The sequence below is a fragment of the Citrobacter sp. S-77 genome (assembly GCF_963864895.1).
GTDB classification, from domain to species: Bacteria; Pseudomonadota; Gammaproteobacteria; order Enterobacterales; family Enterobacteriaceae; genus Citrobacter; species Citrobacter murliniae.
The window spans coordinates 3,449,504-3,474,226 of sequence record NZ_CAWLWU010000002.1; the positions used below are offsets into that span (position 1 = coordinate 3,449,504).

A 24,723-nucleotide genomic window follows, 5' to 3' on the forward strand; every position below is an offset into this window, starting at 1 on the left:
GTATCTTCCTTGCGCTACTGATGAGGCTCAATAAGAATCGTCGGATTGGACTGTTATTTTGTAAAGAAATATAAACCCCGTAACCTAATCCATCAGATGCGACGATTGCAGATAGTTAAGCAATAGCACCGTTTTGCCGTCACGGATCTCCCCGGTTGTGATCATCTCTAGCGCTCGGGTGAATGGTAGTTCCAGGACTTCGATATCCTCGTCTTCAACGCCCCCGCCCGCATTGGCACGCTGGTTGTCACTGTACTGCGCGATAAAAAAGTGGATCAATTCCGTCAAGCCGCCTGGCGACATGTAGAGCTCAAAGAGTTTACGCACCTCACCAACTTCATATCCGGTCTCTTCGATCGCTTCTTTGCGAATACAGGCTTCAGGTTCATCGTTATCCAGCAGCCCGGCGCAGGTTTCGATCAGTTGTCCGCTTTCGTTACCGTTCACCCAGGTGGCGACGCGAAACTGACGAATCAGCACGACGGTTTTTTTCTCCGGGTTATACAGCAGAATAGTGGCGCCATTACCGCGATCATAAACCTCGCGTTTGTGACGAATCACCTCGCCATTGCTGCGGGTCAGATCGTAAGTAATATTGCGCAGGATGAAGTAGTTATCAGAAAGGACTTTATCTTTGATGAGGGTAATTTGTTGCGACATACCGGCTCCACGGCGAGAAGTGAGAAATAATACTACGCCGTGAAACCGGGTTTGTCTTGACCCCAGGCTAGTGAGATTTGACTGATTTTATATCCGTCATACTTCAAGCGACGGGTTTGTTGGCTGTACTCAGAAACCCCGGTCACATAGCTCTCTATGCATCTGGGGATTTCTTCTTTTGCCGCCTTCCTGCAACTCGAATTATTTAGGGTATATGCCCAGCCAGTCGACGATCCCCTGCGCTGCATGTCGCCCTTCTGCCATTGCAGTGACCACCAGGTCCGCACCACGTACCGCATCACCACCAGCAAAGATCTTCGGATGAGTCGTTTGATAACGATAAGCGCTCTCGACATCAGCAGCAATCCGGCCCCAGTCATCAACCTTCACACCATGAGCCTCCAGCCACGGCATACCATGCGGATGGAAACCAAACGCCATAATGACTGCATCAGCGGGCATCACAAATTCACTTCCCGCGATCGGTACCGGGCGACGACGTCCCTGCGCATCAGGCTCGCCGAGCTGTGTGCGTAAGAAACGTACGCCACTGACGCCCCCATCGGCATTCAGCATCAGCTCAACGGGCTGGACGTTAAATTCAAAGTTCGCCCCCTCTTCGCGTGCGTTTTTTACCTCTTTTTTCGAGCCAGGCATGTTGGCTTCATCACGACGATAAGCACAAGTCACCTGGCTTGCACCGTGGCGTAGCGCGGTACGTACGCAATCCATCGCCGTATCACCGCCTCCCAGCACCACAACGTTCAGCCCGGCGGTATCAATAAACGGCTCCTCCGGTAGTTCATCCAGCCCCATCACCTGCTTGGTATTAGCAATCAGAAACGGCAACGCATCATAAACGCCCGGCGCGTCTTCGTTCGGCAGATCCGCTTTCATAGAACGATAGGTCCCTACGCCCACAAACACGGCGTCATAATCGTCCAGTAGTGATGCCAGCGTTACGTCCTTACCCACTTCACAGTTAAGCTGGAAATTAATCCCCATAGCGCTGAAAATTTCACGACGACGCACCAGTAACGATTTATCCAGTTTGAAGGCCGGAATACCAAACGTCAGTAAGCCACCAATTTCAGGATGGCGATCGTACACGGTGACGCTGACGCCGTTGCGCACTAACACATCCGCACAAGCCAGACCGGCAGGCCCTGCGCCAATAATAGCGACGCGCTTATCCACTTTTTGCACATCGCCTAAATCAGGCCGCCATCCTTTACTCAGCGCCCGGTCAGAGATGTAACGTTCAATATTCCCGATAGTGACCGCACCATGCTCGTTACGCACCGTACATGCCCCTTCACAGAGCCGGTCCTGAGGACATACCCGCCCGGTAATTTCCGGCAGACAGTTGGTCTGGTGAGAAAGCTCCACTGCTGCATCAATATTTCCTGCTTTCACCAGCTCAATCCACTGGGGAATATGATTGTGCAGTGGACACGTCCATTCGCAGATGCTGTGTTCACCACACTTCAGGCAACGGGAGGCTTCCCGCTCGGCCTGTGCCGTACGAAATGGCAAATAGATTTCATCAAAACTGGTTTTACGTGCCTCAATCGCCAGCTTATCTGGCTCGCCGCGCGGCGGAGTAGCCTGCATCTGCTCGCGTTTGGTGATCATGTGGGAGGTAAAATCGGTCGCCCTGGCATGCCAGGGCTGGCTCTCCAGACTGGCCGTGCGCAGTCGACGTGCTTTTGACAGACCAGTGAGCGAAGTTTGCGTCACCAACTGTAGCGCCTGCGCCGGACAGTTTTCCACGCAGGCCGGTCCCTCTTCACGTCCCTGACACAGATCGCATTTATGCGCTGTCGCTTTCACCTTTCCTTTCGCAACGGGAGTAAGTACGATCTGCATCGTGCCAAAGGGACAGGCAACGACGCAGGATTTACAGCCGATACACTTTTGCGAATTTACCTGAATGCTGTCATTGTCATGGCTGATTGCACCGTTTGGACAGCTTCTGGCGCAAGGTGCATCCTCACAGTGGTGGCAGGTCACCGCGCTGCGTTGATGCTGATGTTTAATGACCGTAATTCGGGGCTGAAAATGCCGTTGGCTCAGGACATGCTGCTCACCATTATGGGCCATGACACAGGCGACTTCGCAGGCATAGCATCCCAAGCACTGTTGGCTATTGACCATAATAAAACGATTCATGGCTTCCTTCTTTTTTGGTTGCAAAAACCTTATTCTTTATATGACTGTTGTTATTAACCGACCCTGAAGAGGGCGGCAATGTTCATTTGCCCAGGAAGCACAACTATTTATCCAGAACCTGTGGCAGATCAATTTATTTCATCGCATATGAAATTGCGTTTCAGTTACCATCCTGTTTCAGGCGATTTTATTAACATTTATCAAATACATTGAATCGTTTTAGCTGTATCAAAGCGCTACATGTATTGTGTGAGGATGCGCAAGTGACGGTAAAACGTCCGGTATCGGCCAGCCTGGCCAAGGCTTTTTTCTACATTGTGCTGCTGTCAATTCTCTCAACGGGCATTGCACTGCTCACACTGACCAGCAGCTTGCGAGATGCGGAAGCCATCAATATTGCCGGTTCATTACGCATGCAAAGCTATCGGCTGGGTTACGATCTACAAAGCAACAGCCCGCAACTCAGTTCACACCGTGAGTTGTTCCAGCAGGCGCTAAACTCTCCAGCATTACAAAATCTGAACGCCTGGTATGTGCCGCAAACGGTAAAAAGCCGCTATGGACATCTGCATGCAAACTGGCTGGAAATGAACTCCCGACTGATAAGTGGCGATTTGAAATGGTATCAAACCAATATCAACAACTATGTTGATCAAATTGACCTCTTCGTGTTGGCGTTACAGCATTATGCCGAGCGTAAAGTGAAACTGGTTTTTGGGATTTCACTGGCGGGCGGGATCGGAATATTTACTCTGGTGTTCTTTACCCTACGGCGTATTCGCCAGCAGGTAGTTCGTCCACTCAATAAGCTGGTGATGGCCAGCCAGCACATTGAACACGGTCAGTTTGATATCCCGTCGCTGGACACTGATTTGCCTAACGAACTGGGATTGCTGGCTAAGACCTTTAGCCAGATGTCGAGTGAGTTGCATAAGCTGTATCGTTCGCTGGAAGCCTCTGTGGCTGAGAAAACGCACGATCTCCACGAAGCAAACCGCCGCCTGGAAGTGTTGTACCAGTGTTCTCAGGCGCTGAATACCAGCCAAATCGATGTACACTGCTTCCGGCATATTTTACAAATTGTCCGCGAACACGACGCTGCGTATTTCCTGGAACTCACCGTCGGTGATAACTGGCGTATCAGTGAGGGGACGGAAAGCCACGACCTGCCAATGCAGATCCTGCCGGTCATGATGCAGGATACCGTTTACGGTGAACTTCACTGGCAAAGCCCCAATGTGCATGCCTCCACACCGCTGTTGAACAGCGTTTCGACCATGCTGGGGCGCGGGCTGTACTTTAATCAGGCGCAGAAACATTTTCAGCAGTTATTGTTAATGGAAGAGCGAGCGACCATCGCACGCGAACTCCACGACTCGCTGGCGCAGGTACTCTCCTATTTACGCATTCAGCTCACGCTGCTGAAACGCTCGATCCCGGAAGATAACGCCCCGGCGCAGAGTATCATGGCGGACTTTTCTCAGGCGTTGAACGATGCTTACCGCCAACTGCGCGAGCTGCTCACGACCTTCCGTCTGACCTTGCAGCAGGCCGATCTGCCCTCCGCCCTGCATGAAATGCTGGAAACCCTGCAAAACCAGACTTCGGCTAAACTGACTCTCGATTGCCGATTACCAACGCTGGCGCTGGATGCGCAAATGCAGGTGCATCTGTTGCAGATCGTGCGTGAAGCTGTGCTTAACGCCATTAAACATGCCAGTGCGACCGAAATTGCCGTCAGTTGCGTGACTGCACCGGATGATAACCACACTGTGTATATCCGGGATAACGGCATCGGAATTGGTGAGCCTCATGAGCCTACAGGACACTACGGTTTGAATATTATGCGTGAGCGGGCAGAAAGACTTGGCGGCACGTTGACCTTCTCCCAGCCCTCCGGAGGCGGAACGCTGGTGAGCATCAGCTTTCGATCGGCATAAAGGGAAAGACAACTCATGTAAACAACGATAAAACGCCGGATAGTCCAGGTGCAGGCCAGACGGCGTTGGCACAAAAGGTACGCTGTAAACGCGCATGATAATTTACATTATCTTCTTTTTTTCTCCACGTTTGGCCCGTACCTTGCCGCTACAGTGAAGCAAGTCATACCCATTATTATATGCAGAAACACGAGGTCCCCTTTTAATGGCGAATTTTTTTATCGATCGCCCCATTTTTGCCTGGGTGTTAGCTATCCTGTTGTGCCTGACAGGAACCCTGGCTATTTTTTCGCTGCCCGTTGAGCAATATCCCGATCTCGCTCCGCCAAACGTGCGCGTGACTGCGAATTATCCTGGTGCATCAGCACAAACTCTGGAAAACACCGTGACCCAGGTTATCGAGCAGAACATGACCGGCCTCGATAATCTGATGTATATGTCATCACAAAGCAGCGGGACGGGTCAGGCGACGGTAATGCTTAGCTTTGTAGCAGGAACCGATCCTGATGAAGCCGTGCAGCAGGTACAAAACCAGCTGCAATCGGCAATGCGTAAGTTGCCGCAGGCGGTACAGGATCAGGGGGTAACCGTGCGTAAAACCGGGGATACCAATATTCTGACCATCGCTTTTGTCTCTACTGACGGCTCAATGGACAAGCAGGACATTGCAGACTACGTCGCCAGTAATATTCAGGATCCGCTCAGCCGAATTAACGGCGTGGGAGATATTGACGCCTACGGGTCACAATACTCCATGCGTATCTGGCTCGACCCGGCCAAACTTAACAGCTTCCAGATGACCGCCAAAGATGTGACCGATGCTATTGAGTCACAGAATGCTCAAATTGCCGTTGGCCAACTTGGTGGTACACCTTCAGTGGACAAGCAGGCGCTGAATGCGACGATTAATGCTCAGTCATTGCTACAAACGCCACAACAATTCCGTGATATTACGCTGCGCGTCAATCAGAACGGTTCAGAGGTTAAACTGAGTGATGTGGCAACGGTCGAAATGGGGGCCGAGAAGTATGACTACCTCAGCCGGTTTAACGGAAATCCCGCATCTGGTCTTGGCGTTAAACTCGCCTCTGGCGCCAATGAAATGGCAACGGCCGATCTGGTTATCAATCGCCTCAATGAGCTGTCTCAGTACTTCCCTCATGGTCTGGAATACAAGGTGGCATATGAAACCACCTCTTTTGTAAAAGCTTCGATTATTGACGTGGTGAAAACGCTGCTGGAAGCCATTGCGCTGGTATTCCTGGTGATGTACCTGTTTTTGCAAAACTTCCGTGCGACGCTTATTCCCACGATTGCTGTCCCCGTCGTCTTAATGGGCACCTTCTCTGTGCTCTATGCCTTTGGCTACAGTGTTAACACATTAACGATGTTTGCAATGGTGCTGGCAATTGGCCTGCTGGTTGATGACGCCATTGTGGTAGTGGAAAACGTCGAGCGAATCATGAGCGAGGAAGGTCTCTCGCCGCGTGAAGCAACACGAAAATCGATGGGGCAGATTCAGGGGGCGTTGGTTGGTATCGCCATGGTGTTGTCGGCAGTGTTTATCCCGATGGCCTTCTTCGGCGGCACGACCGGGGCAATTTACCGTCAGTTCTCGATTACGATTGTCTCAGCGATGGTGCTCTCGGTACTGGTGGCGATGATCCTGACTCCTGCTCTGTGCGCCACGCTACTCAAGCCGCTGCATAAGGGCGAACACCACGGACAAACCGGATTCTTCGGCTGGTTTAACCGCATGTTTAACCACAACGCCGAACGCTACGAGAAAGGTGTCGCCAGAATCTTACATCGCAGCCTGCGCTGGATACTGATCTACGTGTTGCTGCTCGGCGGAATGGTGTTCCTGTTCCTGCGGCTGCCAACCTCTTTCCTGCCGCTGGAAGACAGGGGTATGTTCACCACTTCAGTACAGTTGCCCAGCGGCTCCACCCAGCAGCAGACGTTAAAAGTGGTGGAAGAAGTGGAGAAGTATTACTTCACCCATGAAAAAGACAACATTATGTCAGTCTTCTCCACGGTCGGTTCCGGCCCTGGCGGAAATGGACAAAACGTAGCGCGAATGTTCGTCCGCTTAAAAGACTGGGATGAGCGTGGTACCACTACCGGAACCTCATTTGCCATTATCGAGCGCGCCACAAAAGCCTTTAACCAGATTAAAGAGGCCCGCGTCTTCGCCAGTAGCCCTCCGGCCATTAGCGGCCTCGGTAGCTCTGCCGGTTTCGATATGGAATTACAGGATCATGCCGGTGCGGGTCATGATGCGTTAATGGCGGCGCGCGACAAGCTGATTGAGCTTGCAGCTAAAGACACCTCCCTGACCCGCGTACGCCATAATGGTCTGGACGACAGCCCGCAGTTGCAAATTGATATCGACCAGCGTAAAGCCCAGGCGCTGGGGGTTTCGATTGATGATATCAACGATACATTGCAGACGGCCTGGGGCTCCAGTTACGTCAATGACTTTATGGACAGGGGGCGCGTGAAGAAGGTTTATGTACAGGCGGCAGCAAAATATCGCATGCTTCCTGATGACATCAATCTCTGGTACGTGCGCAATAATAGCGGCGGCATGGTGCCCTTCTCAGCATTTGCCACCTCGCGCTGGGAGACAGGTTCGCCGCGCCTGGAACGCTATAACGGTTACTCTGCCGTCGAGATCGTAGGGGAAGCCGCGCCCGGCGTCAGTACCGGTACAGCAATGGACGTAATGGAATCCCTGGTCCATCAGTTGCCGACTGGATTCGGCCTCGAATGGACGGCAATGTCATATCAGGAACGACTTTCTGGTTCCCAGGCCCCTGCTCTGTATGCCATTTCACTGCTGGTGGTATTCCTGTGCCTCGCCGCGCTGTATGAAAGCTGGTCTGTTCCATTCTCCGTCATGCTGGTCGTACCGTTGGGGGTGATTGGCGCCCTGCTGGCAACCTGGGCGCGGGGTCTGGAAAACGATGTGTATTTCCAGGTCGGGTTATTAACAGTTATCGGGCTTTCGGCCAAAAACGCGATCTTGATTGTTGAATTCGCCAATGAGATGAATGAAAAAGGGCACGATTTGCTCGACGCCACGCTGCATGCGTGTCGCCAGCGCCTGCGTCCGATTTTGATGACCTCTCTGGCGTTTATATTCGGGGTGTTACCGATGACCATCAGCAGCGGTGCAGGCTCCGGCGGTCAACATGCGGTTGGTACCGGCGTGATGGGCGGGATGATTTCAGCCACGATTCTGGCTATTTACTTCGTCCCACTGTTCTTTGTACTGGTGCGCAGGCGCTTCCCTCTGAAGCCAAAACCGGAATAACACACAAAAAAGGCGACTTACAATAAGTCGCCTTTTTTTATCCTTTTCAGGGTTGTCTGCCAGAAATTTATTTACGAAGCATCACTTCGATAAAGTCTTTCCAGTTCCCCAGTTCACGTTCAATCATAACAACCTCTCTTATTATTATGGATATTCTACAAAATCATTCTCTTTCAAAGAAGATAATTTAATCGATAGTTGTGATTACATTCTCCAGTGCTGGGGGTCATGTCATCACTATGCGCCATACCCATAAATTTTATGTGACTTACTGCAATATTTTGAAATATTCATACATCATCTACTACTCTGGCAATTCTGATGGAAAAACAGTCTGATGCAAAGAGGTAAAATCTTAATTCCAGTTCAGTGAGAGTTTCGGAACTTTCAGGAATCATTATTCACTGTTGTTCAACAATGTTATATTTTTCTATAACGATTGAATGACAATATGTATTATCTGGGATCACAAAGCACAAGAATAAATATTCAAATTACGTTAATAAGGATTCAAATGATCACCCTCTACGGCATTAAGAATTGCGATACCATTAAAAAAGCCAGGCGCTGGCTGGAAGCTCACGGGATCGACTATCGTTTCCATGATTATCGCGTCGATGGTCTCGACAACGCGCTACTACAATCCTTTATCAGCGAGTTAGGCTGGGAGTCACTGCTCAATACGCGTGGGACCACATGGCGTAAACTCGATGAAGCAACGCGTAATCAAATTACCGATGCGGATGCCGCCGCCTCGTTGATGATTGAAATGCCAGCAATTATCAAACGCCCATTGCTCTGCGCGCCGGGTAAGCCTATGCTGCTGGGTTTCAGTGAATCCAGTTATATGCAGTTTTTTAATGAGGTGTAGTCTATGTCGTGCCCGGTTATTGAGCTGACACAGCAGCTTATTCGCCGTCCTTCCCTGAGCCCGGATGATGCCGGGTGCCAGGCGTTAATGATTGAACGCCTGCGCGCGGTAGGTTTTACCGTTGAGCGTATGGATTTTGGTGACACACAGAATTTTTGGGCATGGCGCGGACAAGGTGAGACGCTGGCATTTGCCGGTCACACTGACGTAGTGCCCGCTGGCGATGTTGATCGCTGGATTAATCCGCCATTTGAACCGACGATCCGCGACGGTCTGCTGTTCGGGCGTGGCGCTGCTGATATGAAAGGCTCGCTGGCGGCGATGGTTGTCGCAGCCGAGCGCTTCGTCGCCCAACACCCTAACCACAGAGGCCGTCTGGCGTTTTTAATCACTTCAGACGAAGAAGCCAGCGCCAAAAATGGCACCGTTAAGGTTGTTGAAGCGCTGATGGCGCGCAACGAGCGGCTGGACTATTGTCTGGTCGGCGAGCCGTCCAGTACGGAAATCGTCGGTGACGTGGTTAAAAATGGGCGTCGGGGTTCACTGACCTGCAACCTGACCATTCACGGCGTGCAGGGTCACGTAGCCTACCCGCATCTGGCCGATAACCCGGTTCACCGCGCAGCGCCAATGCTGAATGAACTGGTGGCGATCGAGTGGGATCAGGGCAATGAATTCTTCCCGGCAACGAGCATGCAAATTGCCAATATTCAGGCAGGAACCGGCAGCAACAATGTTATCCCTGGTGAACTGTTTATCCAGTTCAACTTCCGTTTCAGCACTGAGTTAAATGACGAGATGATCAAATCCCGGGTGCTGGAATTGCTGGATAAGCACCAGTTGCGTTACACCGTTGACTGGTGGCTCTCCGGCCAGCCATTCCTGACCGAGCGTGGCAAACTGGTGGATGCAGTGGTGAACGCCATTGAGCACTATAATGAAATTAAACCGCAGTTACTGACTACAGGCGGAACGTCCGACGGGCGTTTTATTGCCCGCATGGGGGCGCAGGTGGTTGAACTTGGTCCGGTCAATGCCACCATTCATAAAATAAATGAATGCGTTAATGCCGCCGACCTGCAACTGCTTGCCCGAATGTATCAACGTATCATGGAGCAACTCGTCGCCTGATGAGTGGCCCTGTAAGAGGAAATGAGCATGGACTGGCTGGCTAAATATTGGTGGATTTTAGTGCTGGTGTTTCTGGTAGGCGTATTGCTGAATGTAATTAAAGATCTCAAGCGCGTCGACCACAAAAAATTTCTCGCGAATAAACCGGAGCTTCCCCCGCATCGTGACTTTAACGATAAATGGGACGACGACGACGATTGGCCGAACAAAGACCAACCGAAAAAATAACCCGTAGGCCGAATTATACGCGTAGCGTTGCCATCCGGCACCCGCGCCTGATGGCGCTACGCTTATCTGGCCTACAGGGTTACATCATCTCAATGACATCATCATCGTTTGGTTTCCCCCCACTTAACGCTTCATCGAAATAGTGCTTCGGCACAGTAAAGCGCAAATGGTCGAGAGCAAACTGCATGCTGCGATCGTCAATGGCGTGACCCAGGTTTTCAACGATATCCAGCGTCACATCACCGCCCGCGCGAATTAACGCGTCCTGAGCCGCAACGGCGTGAGATAACTCAATCACCCGGTCTTCACCACCGTGAATCAAATGTACTGTCGTGGCAGTCGTTGCCACTTCCGGCAAACTGGCGTAACGACCATTAAAGGCAATCACCCGTGATGCCAGTCCAGGCTCGGCTTTGATGCTTTCAAGCGACATAATAGCCCCCTGCGAAAAGCCTATCAGTGCAGTTGCCCCAGGTGCGACGCCGCTCTGTTTTTGCCAGTAGCGAACGGTTTCGATAAATACCGGCATGATAGCGTCAACACGTTCCTGACGGTTCTCTTCCGTTACGCCCTGAACGGAAAACCATTGACGCCCGGAGGTTGAAGCATATGGCTCAGCACCGCCTATACTCACTATCAGCGCATCCGGAAACAAAGGTGCAAACCAGGATCCTATCTCTCCCATGGCAACAGGGTTATCGCCTACGCCATGAAACAACAGCAGCAACTGTTGCGCGGGTTTATCGGGGCTTTGAACAACAAAATGGTCATGTTTCATGGCGATCTCCTTAACTGATGAGCGTCATTCTACGCCGCTTAATCGCAATGACCATGCCAGGAAATTGAAGAAGTTAGTGAAAAAATTACCATTGCATAATGCGATTATGTAGCCGTTGTTCGCGTTTATTATCCAGTTGCGCTAACGCCTGCGCCGCCTCTGCACGCTGAAGCAGTAACAATGCTTTACGACCAGAAACGTTCAGTCGCTCGCACAGTTGTGCGTCAGTGCATTGCTCTTGTAAACGTCCTCGCAGCGCCGGGAGAGGAAGCGTACTGTTCTGAAGCAGGCGACTCAGACAACCCAATGAGGTAAGTAGTGGCCGATGTGCAAAGGCAAATCCCGCCAGTTCTTCCCAGTCATCATCATTAAGCGTAGTTTCTTTCAGTGGGGATACCGGAATGGCCTCGTCATTCCACTGAGCCAGAATCACAGCGTCACGACGCAAGCGCAGGTTCTCCCTCTCAGCGAGACGCCTCCCCGCCTCACTGATGGGCAGTAAAGCCATTGCGGTGTAGCACCCGCTGCTGGCTTCCCGGTGGTTCCCCATACGAACCAACACAAAGCCACAACGCTGCCAGAAACGCCATAGCTCTTGCGTATAACCAAAACTGACGGAGAGGTAATCACACTGCGTGGAATAGCGATGGGCCTGCATAATCAGCTGTTGCCCTATACCTTCCCGCTGGCGCGCAGGGTGAACCGCGATACGGCTGACCCGACGTCCAGTGAGCGTCGCCGCCAGCGGATAACATCCGTGGGCAGCCAGAGACTGAGCCACCAGATTCCCTCTTGGTCGACGGTGCCCGGCAAAGACAGCCTGACTTAATTCTGCGGATAATCCTCCTTCGTCCACCAGCCAGACGGCACCAGCCACCGAGTCCGAGGCCGATGCCTGAAGAAAATGCTGACCTGGCGCATCCATCATCCGGCGAAGATCCAGCGGTGAGGTGCGATAATGCGCCCCGGAAAGCAACTGATATACCGCCAGCGGCAGATTCGGCCTGGTGCGCCAGGCATTCGCTTCAAACGTGGAAAAACGGATCTCTCCCCGAGGCGAATGCATAAAAGTTTCGTCATCGAATACCAGTGCATCGCTGACGACTTTTTCCAACGGACACCCCTGCGCCCACCGGACGGGCTGCTGTAACTCATATCGGCGCAGCGCCGGGAAACGGGCGCAGAATTTTAACAAGAACCCTCTGCCGGTTCCCTCATAACCCTGAACCGTAGTCGTTAACAACGTGCGGGGAAAACGCGAAACCAGTTGATGCAGCAACGGTGCGGGAATGGCAGCGGCCTCATCAACAATAAGCCAGTCTGCGGTTTCAGTCCCGGCTAACAGCGCATCCGGGGCCATAAAGCGGTAACGCTCACCGGCAAAGCGTGCCAGCACATCGGTTGCCGCTTTAGCGGGCGCAGTAACAATTGCCGTTCCCTTCATGCGTGAAATCAACTGCCCTGCTAAGGCTGATTTACCCCGACCACGTGCTGCAGTCACTGTTACCACACCACAGGGCATAGCCAACAGATGTTGTAAAATCGCCGCCTGCTCAGGCTGAGGTTCCCCATTCGCGGCTTGCCAGTCAGCGCGTTCAGGGAAATGCGGGCATGAAAATAACTGATTCTGCTGCCAGTGCAGAGCTTGTCTGTCGCGAGTGATGACCCGTTTGAAGTGTTCGACAAAGTGTGGCGTTGGGATGGGTTGCGCGCAGTCACTCCAGCGCAGCGAATCTACATCCGGATGTGTCTGCCAGCTGTTCCAGGGGGGCGTCAGCAACACCAGCCAGCTCCCGGCATACAGCGTACCACTTAATGCGGCAAACGCTGCGGCGTCAAACCCAGACCGCGCATCAAAGACTGCATGACGAAATTCACGTCCCAGTAACGTTTGCAACGCCTGTGGCGTACAGCCCGGCTCTGAGGGAGGCTCTGCACCAACCCACAGCCAGTCGCCGGGTAATGTATCGCGCAGCGCTAACGCCTGCTCCTGACACCAGAGTCCCTCGCCACTGATAATCAGCAAACGGCGGATCCCTTCCCGGGTCATTTGTTCAGTTAGCGCACGCAGCGCGATGTAGTCAGACATCCCTGCCTCAATATCTTACATGCCTTTACCAAAGGTATTGCATTGCGCCGGATCGCCGCTATCAAAGCCACGCTTAAACCAGGTAAGACGCTGTTCAGAGCTCCCGTGCGTAAAGCTGTCCGGCACCACCCGTCCTTGCCCCTGCTGCTGCAGGCGATCGTCGCCAATGGCCTGTGCGGCGTTCAACGCTTCTTCCAGATCACCTGATTCCAGCACACCTTGCTGTTGCATACTGTGCCCCCAGACGCCGGCAAAGCAATCCGCCTGCAGTTCCATACGCACGGAAAGTCGATTCACTTCAGCCTGTGAGGCGTTCTGTTGCATCTGGCGAATCTTTGGCTCGATACCCAGCAGTTTCTGCACATGGTGACCCACTTCATGCGCAATGACATAGCCCTGAGCAAAATCACCATCAGCGCCCAGCTTATTTTTCATGTCGTCATAGAATGAGAGGTCGATATAAACAGTACCGTCAGCCGGGCAATAAAACGGTCCCATAATGGACTGACCCACTCCGCAACCGGTACGCATGGAACCACGATACATCACCAGCCTGGGTTGCTGATAGGTACGGCCCATTTTTTCAAACTGCTGCCCCCAGGTATCTTCCGTTGTCGCCAGAATCACCGAGGTAAATTTGGCTGCTTCATCATCGTTGGGACTGATGGAGCGCGTTGATTGTTCTTGTGAAACGGGTTGGCCTGTCATTAATCCGGTGAGATCCACGCCGTAATACCCTGCCACGAGCACCACAATCAGCAGGATGATGCCGCCTTTACCACTTGGCAAACGAAAACCTGGCCCGCCCATAGAAGGACCGCCACCAGAGCTATTACGTCTGTCTTCTACATTGTCACTTTCACGACGCCCTTGCCAGCGCATAATCACCTCAACTTTTTATTCATTATGATGATGATCGTAGGCGGTTCGGAACAGGATTACCATAAGAAACAGTAATCAAATAGGTATGATTGATGAGCCGGTGAGCGATCGCCGGCTCGAAGGAGGGATCAGTCTAACTTCACGCCCAGGCGATGCGCGACGGCTTCATAGGCTTCGATCAGGCCGCCCAGACTCTGGCGGAAGCGATCTTTATCCATTTTATCCAGGGTTTCTTTATCCCACAGGCGGCTACCATCCGGAGAGAATTCATCACCCAGAACGACTTCGCCTTTATACAAGCCAAACTCAAGTTTGAAGTCGACCAGAATCAGGCCTGCGTCATCAAACATTTTCTTCAGCACGTCATTGGCCTTGTAGGTCAGCTCTTTCATACGTGCCAGATTCTCTTTGCTCACCCAACCAAAAGTTTCGCAGTAAGAATCGTTAATCATCGGGTCGTGCATTGCATCATTTTTCAGGAACAGATCAAACAGAGGCGGATTCAGTTCAATACCTTCCTCAACGCCTAAACGCTTCACCAGAGAACCTGCCGCACGGTTACGCACCACGCACTCAACCGGTACCATCTCCAGTTTTTTCACCAGACATTCGGTATCAGAAAGCAGTCGCTCCATTTGGGTAGGAATACCCGCTTCTTCCAGCTTAGTCATAATGAAATGGTTGAATTTATTGTTCACCATACCTTTACGATCAAACTGTTCAATGCGCGCGCCATCCCCTGCTGACGTATCATTGCGGAATTCGAGCACCAACAGGTCCGGGTTTTCCGTGCTGTATACGGTCTTCGCTTTACCACGATACAACTCAGCTTGCTTTTGCATCTTTATTACTCCTGGGTGTGAATTAACGATAAATATTGCGCTTTTCTGCTGACGCACACGTTTGCGTATCATATCAGAAAAAAAGGCTGGATTACTCCAGCCCTTTATTTTTACTTACTGAAAGCTGCCTGGAAGACGGCAACCAGCGCGTCGTTCTGGCTTTGCGTCAGGGTGTGTCCCTTCGGATCGATAAACTGCATACTGCTGCGGTTGTCTAAATCACCGACCTGCAGTTTGTAGTCACCGGATACCAGACCCGGATCGGTTGCGCCCAGTTCCTGCCAACCGCTGTCAGACAGTGGTTTGTAGGTCACGGCGAAACTGCCCTGAGAACGGGTGCTGTCGGTCACTTTCATGCCCACTTTCTCAAGAGCCGCCGGCAGACGTTGCCACACCACGTTGAACGGTCCACGAACGACCAACATCGGTAAACCGGTGTCATCGGCAGCACTCTGAACATCCATAGTTGCTGCAGAGCGGTTCTGCGCGGCATTCGCAGCATCGGTGGCGTTCTTATCCAGACCCGCAGAGATGACGTTCATCATCTCAGCGCTATAGCGCTGCATTGACGCCGCATCTGCGACTGGCTTACCGGCCTGTTCGAGGTTAACCAGTTTCACCGTCACCGCTTGCTGATAGCCCTGCGGTTTAACCGAGATTTGATAACGTCCACGGTACTGTTCGTCTTCATCCAGACGGTTCCAGTCAACCCAATCGGTAGTCAGCGTCTGGCTGGCATCATCGCGTTTGGTGATAGTGTAATTTTTAGACTGAATCACGCTGACAACCTGCGGCCACAGAGTGTTGGCACGGCCATTTTCCACCAGCAATGTTGCCGTATCACCCGCAATCTGGGTACGTGCGCCACTGACTAATGCTAACGGCTGAGCCGGTGGGCGAATATCCAGCGCTTTACCTACGGCACCACTGCCGTTAGTAACCGGGATATTATAGTCACCTGCGGTTATCGGCAGAATCATCCCAGCTGGCGCGTGAAGCTCAGCAAGCGGTGCAGCCTCCAGATAGGATTCGTCACCGCTCACCTGGCGCTTATAGCGCGAATCAGAACTACAGGCCGCGAGCAACATAACAAGCGAAACACCCGCAACCTTGGCCAGGCGCGACTTTTGTACTGAGTAAGCCATCAAATCTCCCTAAACTTTACAGCAAACCGGCATGCTTAAGCGCCGCTTTGACGATATCACGAGCATTGTCCGTGATTGGCGTCATCGGCAGACGCAGTGTATCGGTCGCCACAAGTCCCAACTCCTTACATGCCCATTTCACCGGGATAGGATTGGGTTCGACAAATAGTTTGTTGTGTAACGGCATCAGACGCTGATTGATCACCCGCGCCTCGGCAAAGTGCCCTTCTGCCGCCAGTTTGCACATTTCAGCCATATCACGTGCAGCTACGTTAGACGTAACAGAAATCACGCCATGACCACCAAGCTGAATAAAGTCCAGCCCGGTCGCGTCATCACCGCTGAGCAGAATAAAATCGTCTGAAACCAGCTCTTTGATCTGGTGAACACGACTTAAGTTCCCTGTGGCCTCTTTGATAGCGACAATATTTTTTACTTTCGCCAGACGACCAACGGTTTCCGGCAGCATATCGCAGCCAGTACGGGACGGCACATTATACAGAATTTGCGGCAGGTCAGTATGTTCAGCGATGGCTTTGAAATGCTGGAACAGGCCTTCCTGGGTTGGGCGGTTGTAGTAAGGCGTCACCGTCAGGCAGCCGACAATACCACTGTCGTTGAAACGCTGCGTCAGACTAATGGCTTCTGCGGTCGCATTGGCGCCGGTTCCGGCAATCACCGGAATACGCCCGTCGGCCAGCTCCAGCGTCATCATTACCACGTCGCCATGCTCATCATGACTCAACGTGGCGGACTCACCGGTGGTGCCAACCGAAACGATCGCCGAGGTGCCGCTGGCGACATGATAATCAATCAGTTTTTTCAGGCTCGACCGGCAGACTTTACCTTTCTCATCCATCGGCGTAATAAGCGCGACAATACTTCCCGTGAACATGGGCCATCCTCTGTGCAAACAAGTGTCTCAATGGTACGTTTGGTACGACAATAAAAGCAAGCGACCATAGCCCTTCTGATTGTTGTATGCATGTTTTTTTTATGCTTTCCTTATGATTACCTCACCTCTCAAAGGAAGAACAGGTTTGACACCGTCATCGCAACACTATCTGGTCATTACTGCGCTGGGTGCTGATCGCCCGGGAATTGTGAACACCATCACTCGTCATGTCAGCAGTTGTGGCTGTAATATTGAAGACAGCCGACTGGCCATGCTGGGTGACGAGTTTACTTTTATTATGCTGTTATCCGGTACCTGGAATGCCATAACCCTGATTGAATCAACCTTGCCGTTGAAAGGTGCAGAGCTGGATTTATTGATTGTGATGAAGCGAACGACTGCTCGCCCCCGTCCGGCGATGCCCGCCACGGTATGGGTGCAGGTCGATGTCCCCGACTCTCCCCATCTGATAGAACGCTTTACCGCACTTTTTGACAGTCACCAAATGAATATCGCGGAACTGGTTTCTCGCACACAACCGGCTGAAAACGGAAAGTCTGCACAACTGTTTATCCAAATCACGGCACATAGTCCCGCGTCACACGATTCGGCAAATATTGAGGATGCCTTTAAAGCACTCTGTACAGAACTCAATGCGCAAGGCAGTATTAACGTCGTCAATTACTCACAGCATGATGAACAGGATGGAGTTAAGTAATGAACCCACTGAAAGCCGGTGATATCGCACCGAAATTTAGCTTGCCGGACCAAGACGGAGAACAAGTAAATTTAACCGACTTCCAGGGACAGCGTGTTCTGGTTTATTTCTACCCGAAAGCCATGACGCCGGGCTGTACCGTGCAAGCCTGCGGCTTACGCGATAACATGGATCAGTTAAAAAAAGCAGGTGTTGAAGTCCTGGGGATCAGCACCGATAAACCTGAAAAGCTTTCCCGATTTGCTGAAAAAGAAGTGCTTAACTTCACGCTCCTGTCCGATGAAGATCATCAGGTATGCGAGCAGTTCGGTGTCTGGGGTGAGAAATCGTTTATGGGAAAAACCTACGATGGCATCCATCGCATCAGCTTCCTGATTGATGCCGAGGGTAAAATCGAACACGTGTTTGATGATTTCAAAACCAGCAATCACCACGATGTGGTCATGAACTGGTTGAAAGAAAACGCCTGATGTACATTGTGCCGGATTAGGCTTTTACACCGCCATCCGGCACAACCGCTATCTACTCAAATGTACCTTTAACGCACGCTTTCTTCTCTCTCACTACCGCAACCCCCTTCGCCCAGAGGTGATAAACTTCCAGCTCGTCGTTTAGTACCAGAATATCCGCATCACATCCGACCGCCAGACGTCCTTTATGCTCAAACCCAAGGAACTCCGCTACTGTGCGTGTCAGCGGACGTAGCGCCAGCTCCAACGGTATGGCATGAACCTTCACCAATTGGCGCACCGTATCAGCAAGTGATTCGAATCCGGCTACACCAATCCCCGTCAGATTACCGTATTCATCAAATTCCGGCTGGCTGCCATTACCATCCGAACTCAGGGTAATACGCGACAGTGGAACTTCATGGCGCAGCGCGGTAGCAATAGCCATTGCCGGGGAGACAGGCTCATCAATACTGCTGGTGATGTCGATATAACCGCCTTTGCGGGCATACTCTAACGCGGCCTGAAACAGCGGCTCCGCACGGTTAACATGCGTTGGCAACAGCTTGGTGACAGGTACATCACTGCTGTTCAGAATGTCATACAACGGCTCCAGCATGCGCGGACTGTCACCCATATGGAATACGCTGATCCCTGGTTTTTGTCCCAGCAATCCGCCTACGCGCGACTGAGCCGCCATATTCGCCAGCACTGCTGTATTTGGGGCAGATGATCGATGGTCGGAAACTGCACATTTCACCCCAATCACTTTATCGATCAATGCCACATCGCGTTCAATACTGCCGGTAATAGTCGGCGAAGGTAAAGAGTAAGCGCCGGTTAGCATCCAGGCACTGATGCCTTCATACTCCAGAGCTCGGGTTTTAGCCAACAGCGACTCCGGGTGGCGGGTGATGCCGTCAGTTCCCAGTAATCCCACAACCGAAGTAATACCTGCTTCAACCAGGCGCGACAGACGCACCTCCGGCGTGCGGGTATGTGGCCCAGCTTCCCCGCCGCCACCGATCAGATGGACGTGCTGATCGATAAACCCCGGACAAACAATAGCACCATCAAGATTGATACACTGGCAGCCAGGAAAATCTTCTGCAGCGATTGTGGGCGCAACAGCAACAATTTTGCCATCAGAAACCAGTATATCCTGTAGTCCCAGATCTTCAGGTGCGTAAACGTGTCCACGTTGGAACAGCGTCAGATTAAGAATTGAACAGTTCATAACCTTCCTTGTCATGCAGCAACCTGCATAATTCAAATAGAGAATATGGATACCCGGCGGCATTGCGCCGCCACAGCATCCTGATTAGGATTCGTCAATCGTCTGACCATCCGGCCAAGCATGAACTACCGCTTTAATTAGCGTCGCCAGCGGAATAGCAAAGAATACGCCCCAAAAGCCCCACAGACCGCCGAAAATAACCACTGACAGAATAATCACCAACGGATGCAGATTTACAGCCTCGGAGAAAAGTACAGGGACCAGCAGATTGCCATCCAGCGCCTGGATTATCAGGTACACGGCAAAACAGCTCCAGAATTCGGTCCCGAGACCAAACTGGAACAGTGCCACACCAACCACCGGAATCGTCACCACAAAGGCGCCGATATACGGGATCAGGACTGAGAACCCGACCAGCACCGCCAATAGCAGAGAATAGTTGAGGCCAAACAGCAGGAAGCCAAGCCAGGTCGCAACCCCCACCACCACCATTTCGAGCACTTTGCCACGAATGTAGTTAGTGATTTGCTGATTCATCTCTTTCCAGACCTGCCCCGCCAGCCCGCGATTACGCGGCAACACCCGACGCACAGCATTCAGCATCTGCCCTTTGTCTTTCACCAGGAAGAACACCATCAACGGCACGAGAACCAGATACACCGCCAGTGTCAGTAATCCGACCAGGGAGGCCACAGAATATTTCACCACCGAGTCGCCCATCGTTAGCATCCGCGAGCGCATATTCTCCGCCATCGCATCAATAATGCCAGCGTCCATCAGCGCCGGATAACGTCGTGGTAAGGTTGCGGCAAAGTCAGAAAGCTTATTCAGCATGCCGGGCATATCACGTATCAGATAAATCCCCTGCTGCCACGCGACAGGCATCACCACGAACGCCATCAGTAGCAAGATACCGACAAACACCACCAGCACAATGGATGTCGCCCAGGGTCGGGAACAGCCGATATTTTCCAGACGCACTGTCGGCCATTCAAGCAGGTAAGCCAGCACAATCGCGACCAGCAGCGGTGCTAACAGACCGCTAAAGAAAAAAAGAATACCAAAACCGGCAACCAGGATAACCAACAAGGCAATAGCCTCTGGGTCGCTAAAGCGGCGGCGATACCATTGCATCAGCATTTCGAGCATAAAACCCTTCCATGAACCTCAATAGCGGGATTGCGATCCCGAATTGTATCGAAATGTCACAAAAAAGACTTCGCTTTTTATGACTCATTCCGCAAAGTGAAAAGACATTCTTCCTGGGTGTTCATCGCAGGATTTCGCAGTTACACTCCGAATGCTGCCGGAGTGTGAACGATACTTCGCAGCACGGGTCAAAATGGCTATCTCCATGAATACAGGACAGAGGTTATGTTCAGGCAGTTGAAAAAAAACCTGGTTGCTACCCTCATTGCTGCACTAACTATCGGTCAGGTCGCGCCCGCATTTGCTGATACTGCGGACACGTTACCCGATATGGGGACCTCAGCAGGGAGCACACTCTCCATCGGTCAGGAAATGCAGATGGGCGACTATTACGTGCGCCAACTGCGCGGCAGTGCGCCGTTAATTAACGACCCGCTGCTGACCCAATATATTAATACTCTGGGGATGCGCCTGGTATCCCACGCAGACTCAGTAAAAACCCCGTTCCATTTCTTTTTGATTAATAACGACGAAATTAACGCCTTTGCTTTTTTTGGCGGCAACGTTGTTCTGCACTCCGCACTCTTTCGCTATTCCGATAACGAAAGCCAACTGGCCTCGGTAATGGCGCACGAAATCTCTCACGTCACGCAGCGCCACCTGGCGCGCGCCATGGAAGATCAAAAACGTACCGCCCCGCTGACATGGGTAGGCGCACTGGGTTCAATTTTATTAGCAATGGCCAGTCCGCAGGCGGGGATGGCAGCCCTTACCGGCACCCTGGCGGGAACGCGTCAGGGGATGATCAGCTTCACCCAACAGAATGAACAGGAAGCGGATCGTATTGGTATTCAGGTACTGCAGCGCTCAGGTTTTGATCCGCAGGCAATGCCAACGTTCCTGGAGAAACTGCTCGACCAGGCTCGTTACTCCACACGTCCACCTGAAATTCTGCTGACTCACCCCCTGCCAGAAAGTCGTCTGGCGGATGCACGTAACCGAGCTAACCAGATGCGTCCAGCCGTGGTGCAATCGTCTGAAGAATTTTATCTGGCAAAAGCACGAACCCTGGGGATGTATAATTCTGGCCGCAACCAGCTAACCAGCGACCTGCTGGACAACTGGTCGAAAGGCAATGTCCGTGAACAACGGGCTGCACAATATGGTCGGGCGCTACAGGCGATGGAAGCCAGTAAATATGACGAGGCGCGTAAAGCGCTGCAGCCTCTGCTGGCTGCAGACCCTAACAATTCCTGGTATCTCGACCTGGCTACGGATATCGATCTCGGCCAGAAGAAAACCAGCGATGCCATTAATCGCCTGAAAAATGCGCGCGACCTGCGCGTAAATCCGGTATTGCAACTCAACCTGGCGAATGCGTATTTACAGGGCGGACAAGCCAAAGAGGCCGCAACCATCCTCAATCGTTATACGTTTAACAATAAAGATGACGCTAACGGCTGGGATTTATTAGCACAAACGGAAGCTACCTTGAATAACCGCGATCAGGAGCTGGCGGCACGTGCGGAAGGCTATGCCCTGGCGGGGCGTCTTGACCAGGCCATCTCTATGCTCAGCAGTGCAAGCTCGCAGGTGAAACTGGGAAGCCAGCAACAGGCCAGATACGACGCCCGTATCGACCAGCTACGCCAGTTGCAAGAGCGTTTTAAACCGTATACGAAGATGTAACAGGAAAACACAATGTCAGACGCGATTAAAATCTACCATAACCCACGCTGCTCAAAGAGCCGCGAAACGCTGGAGTTACTGAAGTCCAACGGTGTAGAACCGGAAGTGGTGCTTTATCTGGAGACACCTGCTGACGCAGCAACCCTGCGTGAACTGCTGCAGATGCTGGGAATGTCCAGCGCTCGCGAATTAATGCGCCAGAAAGAAGATCTCTACAAATCACTTAACCTGGCGGACAGTAGTCTGAGTGAAGATGTGTTGATTGAGGCGATGGTGAAAAACCCGAAATTGATGGAGCGCCCGATTGTGGTGGCAAACGGTCAGGCGAGAATTGGTCGTCCGCCGGAACAAGTACTGGAAATCATCGATTAACATCAAATAACACCGCAGCTTTTCCGGTTGCGGTGCTTACAGTTTTAAAATCTCTTTGACGAACGGAATAGTTAGTTTGCGCTGAGCGGTGATCGATGCGTGGTCGAGTTGATCCAGTGTCATAAACAAAGTGCGCATTTCCCGATCCAGTCGTTTTAACAGAAAGCGCCCCACATCTTCCGGAAGTTCGAACCCGCGTAATCTGGCACGTAGTTGCAAAGCCTGAAGCTTGTCTTCATCCGAGAGCGGCTGCAGCTTATAGATTTGCCCCCAGTCCAGGCGCGAAGCAAGATCCGGTAGTCCCAGATTCAGCTGTCTTGGCGGGCGATCGCCGGTGATCAGCAGCCGGGTTTTCCCTGACTCAAGAATACGGTTGTAGAGATCAAAAATAGCCATTTCCCACAGGGAATCCCCGGCAACGCATTCGATGTTATCAATACACACCAGTGACAGATGTTCCATACCGTCAAGCACTTCCGGTACGAACCAAGTACGTTTGTCCAGTGGTACATAACCTACCGCATCGCCGCGCTGAGACAACTCGGCGCATGCTGCATGCAGCAAATGGCTACGGCCCGCGCCTTCGCGCGACCAGAGATAGATATACCCGCTATGTTCCTGACGCAGCACGTTTTGCAGTGCAGCCAGTAGAGAGGAGTTATCCCCCGGCCAGAAACTCGCGAAAGTTTCATCGTCAGGAAGATAAAGTGGCAGAGAGAGCTGTGCCGGTGTGTTCAGAGATACCTCAACCCAGGATTTCATAAAATCGCGTTGAGTTTACCACAGAAATGCGTCGTGATAGAACCGGGCAGCGTCGCTGCCCGGTCAAAGACTTAGTGTTGCGGGGTGTCTTCTGCATCTTTGGCGTCGAGGACAACTTCCTCCGGACGCAGCAAGCTAATCGCTTTGAAGATCAGGCTCAGGCATACGCCGACAATAGTCGCCAGTGCCATCCCTTTCAGTTCAGCGGCACCAATGTGAACCTTTGCACCACTCACACCGATAATCAAAATAACCGACGTCAGGATCAGGTTTTGCGCTTTGTTGTAATCAACTTTCGATTCGATCAACACGCGAATACCAGATGCGCCGATAACTCCGTACAGCAGCAGCGACACACCGCCCATCACCGGTAGCGGGATAATCTGAATCGCGGCAGCCAGTTTACCGACGCAGGAGAGCAGAATGGCAAAAATAGCCGCACCGCCAATAACCCAGGTACTGTATACACGGGTAATGGCCATCACGCCGATGTTTTCGCCGTAAGTGGTGTTAGGCGTGGATCCAAAGAAGCCAGAGATCACCGTCGACAGACCGTTGGCGAACATCGAGCGATGCAGTCCAGGATCGCGAATCAAATCTTTTTTCACGATATTCGCCGTTACCACCAAATGCCCTACGTGTTCAGCAATAACTACCAGTGCCGCAGGCAGGATGGTCAGAATGGCAACCCATTCAAAGCGTGGTGTGTAGAAGGTCGGCAGAGCAAACCAGTGAGCCTGAGCAATCGGCGTGGTATCCACAACGCCCATCACAAAGGAGAGCGCATAACCCGCCAGTACACCAATCAGAATGGGGATAATGGCCATAAAGCCACGGAACAGTACTGAACCAAAAACCGTTACCGCCAGCGTTACCATAGAGATGATAATTGTTTTGGAATCTGGCATTTGCCCCTCTGCAGGAAGCAAACCAGCCATACCAGCTGCAACGCCAGCCAGTTCCAGACCGATAACGGCAACGATTGCGCCCATGGCCGCAGGCGGGAACATCACATCCAGCCAGCCGGTCCCTGCTTTCTTAACGATGAAAGAAACCAGGCAGAACAGAACGCCGCACATAATAAAACCACCGAGCGCCACTTCATACCCAAGCGGTAGCAACAGCAATACCGGAGAAATAAACGCGAAGCTGGACCCCAGATAGGCAGGAATTTTGCCTTTACAAATGAAGAGATACAGCAGTGTACCAATACCGTTAAACAGCAGGACAGTTGCCGGGTTGATATGAAACAGGACAGGCACCAGTACCGTTGCACCAAACATGGCGAACAGGTGCTGCAAACTAAGCGGGATCGTCTGTAAAAGCGGCGGTCTTTCACTCACCCCGATAGCACGGCGCGTCATAGTGTTTTCCTCTGAGTGTTGTTTGTTATTA

At 52.0% G+C, this 24,723-nt stretch carries 22 protein-coding genes; 9 read left to right on the forward strand and 13 right to left on the reverse strand.

The features are described 5' to 3' along the window. Positions 1–84: 84 nt before the first annotated feature. A complete protein-coding gene (gene nudK, locus AACS05_RS17125) occupies positions 85–660 on the reverse strand; it encodes a GDP-mannose pyrophosphatase NudK (protein WP_045446016.1) in 576 nt (191 codons plus the stop codon). 201 nt (positions 661–861) lie between these two features. Then, positions 862–2,832, reverse strand: a complete 1,971-nt coding sequence (gene aegA, locus AACS05_RS17130; RefSeq protein ID WP_045446019.1) for a formate-dependent uric acid utilization protein AegA — start codon at positions 2,830–2,832, stop codon at positions 862–864. A gap of 263 nt (positions 2,833–3,095) precedes the next feature. On the opposite strand from aegA, the gene narQ reads away from it, so the two are divergent. Together narQ and acrD are read left to right on the forward strand one after the other, a co-directional pair. Then, entirely contained in the window at positions 3,096–4,772 is a 1,677-nt protein-coding gene (gene narQ / locus AACS05_RS17135) for a nitrate/nitrite two-component system sensor histidine kinase NarQ (RefSeq protein WP_045446024.1), read from the forward strand. Between the two features lie 205 nt (positions 4,773–4,977). Further along, positions 4,978–8,091 (forward strand): multidrug efflux RND transporter permease AcrD, encoded by a 3,114-nt coding sequence (gene acrD, locus AACS05_RS17140; RefSeq protein ID WP_045446027.1) that lies wholly within the window; start codon positions 4,978–4,980, stop codon positions 8,089–8,091. Between the two features lie 67 nt (positions 8,092–8,158). Here the strand turns inward: acrD and ypfM are convergent, their stop codons facing one another. Further along, positions 8,159–8,218, reverse strand: a complete 60-nt coding sequence (gene ypfM / locus AACS05_RS17145) for a protein YpfM (protein WP_001386977.1) — start codon at positions 8,216–8,218, stop codon at positions 8,159–8,161. 387 nt (positions 8,219–8,605) lie between these two features. On the opposite strand from ypfM, the gene AACS05_RS17150 reads away from it, so the two are divergent. Genes AACS05_RS17150 through AACS05_RS17160 form a run of 3 tightly spaced genes read left to right on the forward strand, consistent with a single transcriptional unit; the run spans position 8,606 to position 10,321 of the window. Then, complete coding sequence (locus tag AACS05_RS17150) at positions 8,606–8,962, forward strand: ArsC family reductase (protein ID WP_045446030.1); 357 nt, start codon at positions 8,606–8,608, stop codon at positions 8,960–8,962. 3 nt (positions 8,963–8,965) lie between these two features. Beyond that, on the forward strand, positions 8,966–10,093 hold the full coding sequence (gene dapE, locus AACS05_RS17155) for a succinyl-diaminopimelate desuccinylase (protein ID WP_045446033.1): 1,128 nt from the start codon (positions 8,966–8,968) through the stop codon (positions 10,091–10,093). Positions 10,094–10,120: 27 nt separating this feature from the next. After that, positions 10,121–10,321: a YpfN family protein gene (locus AACS05_RS17160; RefSeq protein ID WP_003835080.1), complete on the forward strand. Its 201-nt coding sequence runs from the start codon at positions 10,121–10,123 to the stop codon at positions 10,319–10,321. 79 nt (positions 10,322–10,400) lie between these two features. Here the strand turns inward: AACS05_RS17160 and ypfH are convergent, their stop codons facing one another. The 6 genes from ypfH to dapA all read right to left on the reverse strand — a co-directional run bounded on the left by ypfH (position 10,401) and on the right by dapA (position 16,952). Continuing rightward, complete coding sequence (gene ypfH, locus AACS05_RS17165) at positions 10,401–11,099, reverse strand: esterase (protein WP_045446036.1); 699 nt, start codon at positions 11,097–11,099, stop codon at positions 10,401–10,403. Between the two features lie 85 nt (positions 11,100–11,184). After that, positions 11,185–13,188 (reverse strand): tRNA(Met) cytidine acetyltransferase TmcA, encoded by a 2,004-nt coding sequence (locus AACS05_RS17170; RefSeq protein ID WP_045446044.1) that lies wholly within the window; start codon positions 13,186–13,188, stop codon positions 11,185–11,187. A 15-nt stretch (positions 13,189–13,203) separates the two neighbouring features. After that, a complete protein-coding gene (gene ypfJ / locus AACS05_RS17175; RefSeq protein WP_045446047.1) occupies positions 13,204–14,070 on the reverse strand; it encodes a KPN_02809 family neutral zinc metallopeptidase in 867 nt (288 codons plus the stop codon). A gap of 128 nt (positions 14,071–14,198) precedes the next feature. After that, positions 14,199–14,912, reverse strand: coding sequence for a phosphoribosylaminoimidazolesuccinocarboxamide synthase (gene purC, locus AACS05_RS17180; RefSeq protein ID WP_045446050.1), 714 nt, complete (start codon positions 14,910–14,912; stop codon positions 14,199–14,201). Positions 14,913–15,022: 110 nt separating this feature from the next. After that, positions 15,023–16,057, reverse strand: a complete 1,035-nt coding sequence (gene bamC, locus AACS05_RS17185) for an outer membrane protein assembly factor BamC (RefSeq protein ID WP_045446053.1) — start codon at positions 16,055–16,057, stop codon at positions 15,023–15,025. Between the two features lie 16 nt (positions 16,058–16,073). Beyond that, positions 16,074–16,952 (reverse strand): 4-hydroxy-tetrahydrodipicolinate synthase, encoded by an 879-nt coding sequence (gene dapA / locus AACS05_RS17190; protein WP_045446056.1) that lies wholly within the window; start codon positions 16,950–16,952, stop codon positions 16,074–16,076. 145 nt (positions 16,953–17,097) lie between these two features. Here dapA and AACS05_RS17195 point away from each other — a divergent pair, with 145 nt between their 5' ends. Both AACS05_RS17195 and bcp read left to right on the forward strand, forming a co-directional pair. Then, positions 17,098–17,670 carry a glycine cleavage system transcriptional repressor gene (locus tag AACS05_RS17195; RefSeq protein ID WP_197086121.1) on the forward strand — a complete coding sequence of 191 codons (573 nt, stop codon included), beginning with the start codon at positions 17,098–17,100 and terminating at the stop codon, positions 17,668–17,670. Continuing rightward, positions 17,670–18,140 (forward strand): thioredoxin-dependent thiol peroxidase, encoded by a 471-nt coding sequence (gene bcp, locus AACS05_RS17200; RefSeq protein ID WP_006683508.1) that lies wholly within the window; start codon positions 17,670–17,672, stop codon positions 18,138–18,140. The genes AACS05_RS17195 and bcp overlap by 1 nt, the downstream gene beginning before the upstream one ends. Before the next feature lie 52 nt (positions 18,141–18,192). On the opposite strand, the gene iadA is transcribed toward bcp, so the two are convergent. Then, on the reverse strand, positions 18,193–19,356 hold the full coding sequence (gene iadA / locus AACS05_RS17205) for a beta-aspartyl-peptidase (RefSeq protein ID WP_045446063.1): 1,164 nt from the start codon (positions 19,354–19,356) through the stop codon (positions 18,193–18,195). Positions 19,357–19,440: 84 nt separating this feature from the next. Further along, the gene (locus AACS05_RS17210; protein WP_045446065.1) at positions 19,441–20,505 is read right to left on the reverse strand and encodes an AI-2E family transporter; all 1,065 of its coding nucleotides are present in this window, start codon (positions 20,503–20,505) and stop codon (positions 19,441–19,443) included. A 225-nt stretch (positions 20,506–20,730) separates the two neighbouring features. Here AACS05_RS17210 and bepA point away from each other — a divergent pair, with 225 nt between their 5' ends. Then, complete coding sequence (bepA, locus tag AACS05_RS17215; RefSeq protein ID WP_045446068.1) at positions 20,731–22,194, forward strand: beta-barrel assembly-enhancing protease; 1,464 nt, start codon at positions 20,731–20,733, stop codon at positions 22,192–22,194. Positions 22,195–22,206: 12 nt separating this feature from the next. Continuing rightward, a complete protein-coding gene (gene arsC, locus AACS05_RS17220) occupies positions 22,207–22,566 on the forward strand; it encodes an arsenate reductase (glutaredoxin) (RefSeq protein WP_045446071.1) in 360 nt (119 codons plus the stop codon). A gap of 36 nt (positions 22,567–22,602) precedes the next feature. Here arsC and AACS05_RS17225 read toward each other — a convergent pair whose 3' ends face one another. After that, positions 22,603–23,304, reverse strand: coding sequence for a DnaA inactivator Hda (locus tag AACS05_RS17225; RefSeq protein ID WP_223307030.1), 702 nt, complete (start codon positions 23,302–23,304; stop codon positions 22,603–22,605). A 95-nt stretch (positions 23,305–23,399) separates the two neighbouring features. Then, the gene (gene uraA, locus AACS05_RS17230) at positions 23,400–24,692 is read right to left on the reverse strand and encodes a uracil permease (RefSeq protein WP_045446077.1); all 1,293 of its coding nucleotides are present in this window, start codon (positions 24,690–24,692) and stop codon (positions 23,400–23,402) included. Between the last annotated feature and the right edge of the window lie 31 nt (positions 24,693–24,723).

Coding starts and splice junctions, on each gene's coding strand:
- purC (WP_045446050.1), bottom strand. CDS start 14,912: ATGCAAAAGCAAGCTGAGTTGTATCGTGGTAAAGCGAAGACCGTATAC.
- iadA (WP_045446063.1), bottom strand. CDS start 19,356: ATGAACTGTTCAATTCTTAATCTGACGCTGTTCCAACGTGGACACGTT.
- nudK (WP_045446016.1), bottom strand. CDS start 660: ATGTCGCAACAAATTACCCTCATCAAAGATAAAGTCCTTTCTGATAAC.
- bepA (WP_045446068.1), top strand. CDS start 20,731: ATGTTCAGGCAGTTGAAAAAAAACCTGGTTGCTACCCTCATTGCTGCA.
- dapA (WP_045446056.1), bottom strand. CDS start 16,952: ATGTTCACGGGAAGTATTGTCGCGCTTATTACGCCGATGGATGAGAAA.
- AACS05_RS17210 (WP_045446065.1), bottom strand. CDS start 20,505: ATGCTCGAAATGCTGATGCAATGGTATCGCCGCCGCTTTAGCGACCCA.
- aegA (WP_045446019.1), bottom strand. CDS start 2,832: ATGAATCGTTTTATTATGGTCAATAGCCAACAGTGCTTGGGATGCTAT.
- arsC (WP_045446071.1), top strand. CDS start 22,207: ATGTCAGACGCGATTAAAATCTACCATAACCCACGCTGCTCAAAGAGC.
- bcp (WP_006683508.1), top strand. CDS start 17,670: ATGAACCCACTGAAAGCCGGTGATATCGCACCGAAATTTAGCTTGCCG.
- acrD (WP_045446027.1), top strand. CDS start 4,978: ATGGCGAATTTTTTTATCGATCGCCCCATTTTTGCCTGGGTGTTAGCT.
- AACS05_RS17160 (WP_003835080.1), top strand. CDS start 10,121: ATGGACTGGCTGGCTAAATATTGGTGGATTTTAGTGCTGGTGTTTCTG.
- bamC (WP_045446053.1), bottom strand. CDS start 16,057: ATGGCTTACTCAGTACAAAAGTCGCGCCTGGCCAAGGTTGCGGGTGTT.
- ypfH (WP_045446036.1), bottom strand. CDS start 11,099: ATGAAACATGACCATTTTGTTGTTCAAAGCCCCGATAAACCCGCGCAA.
- uraA (WP_045446077.1), bottom strand. CDS start 24,692: ATGACGCGCCGTGCTATCGGGGTGAGTGAAAGACCGCCGCTTTTACAG.
- dapE (WP_045446033.1), top strand. CDS start 8,966: ATGTCGTGCCCGGTTATTGAGCTGACACAGCAGCTTATTCGCCGTCCT.
- ypfJ (WP_045446047.1), bottom strand. CDS start 14,070: ATGCGCTGGCAAGGGCGTCGTGAAAGTGACAATGTAGAAGACAGACGT.
- AACS05_RS17150 (WP_045446030.1), top strand. CDS start 8,606: ATGATCACCCTCTACGGCATTAAGAATTGCGATACCATTAAAAAAGCC.
- AACS05_RS17170 (WP_045446044.1), bottom strand. CDS start 13,188: ATGTCTGACTACATCGCGCTGCGTGCGCTAACTGAACAAATGACCCGG.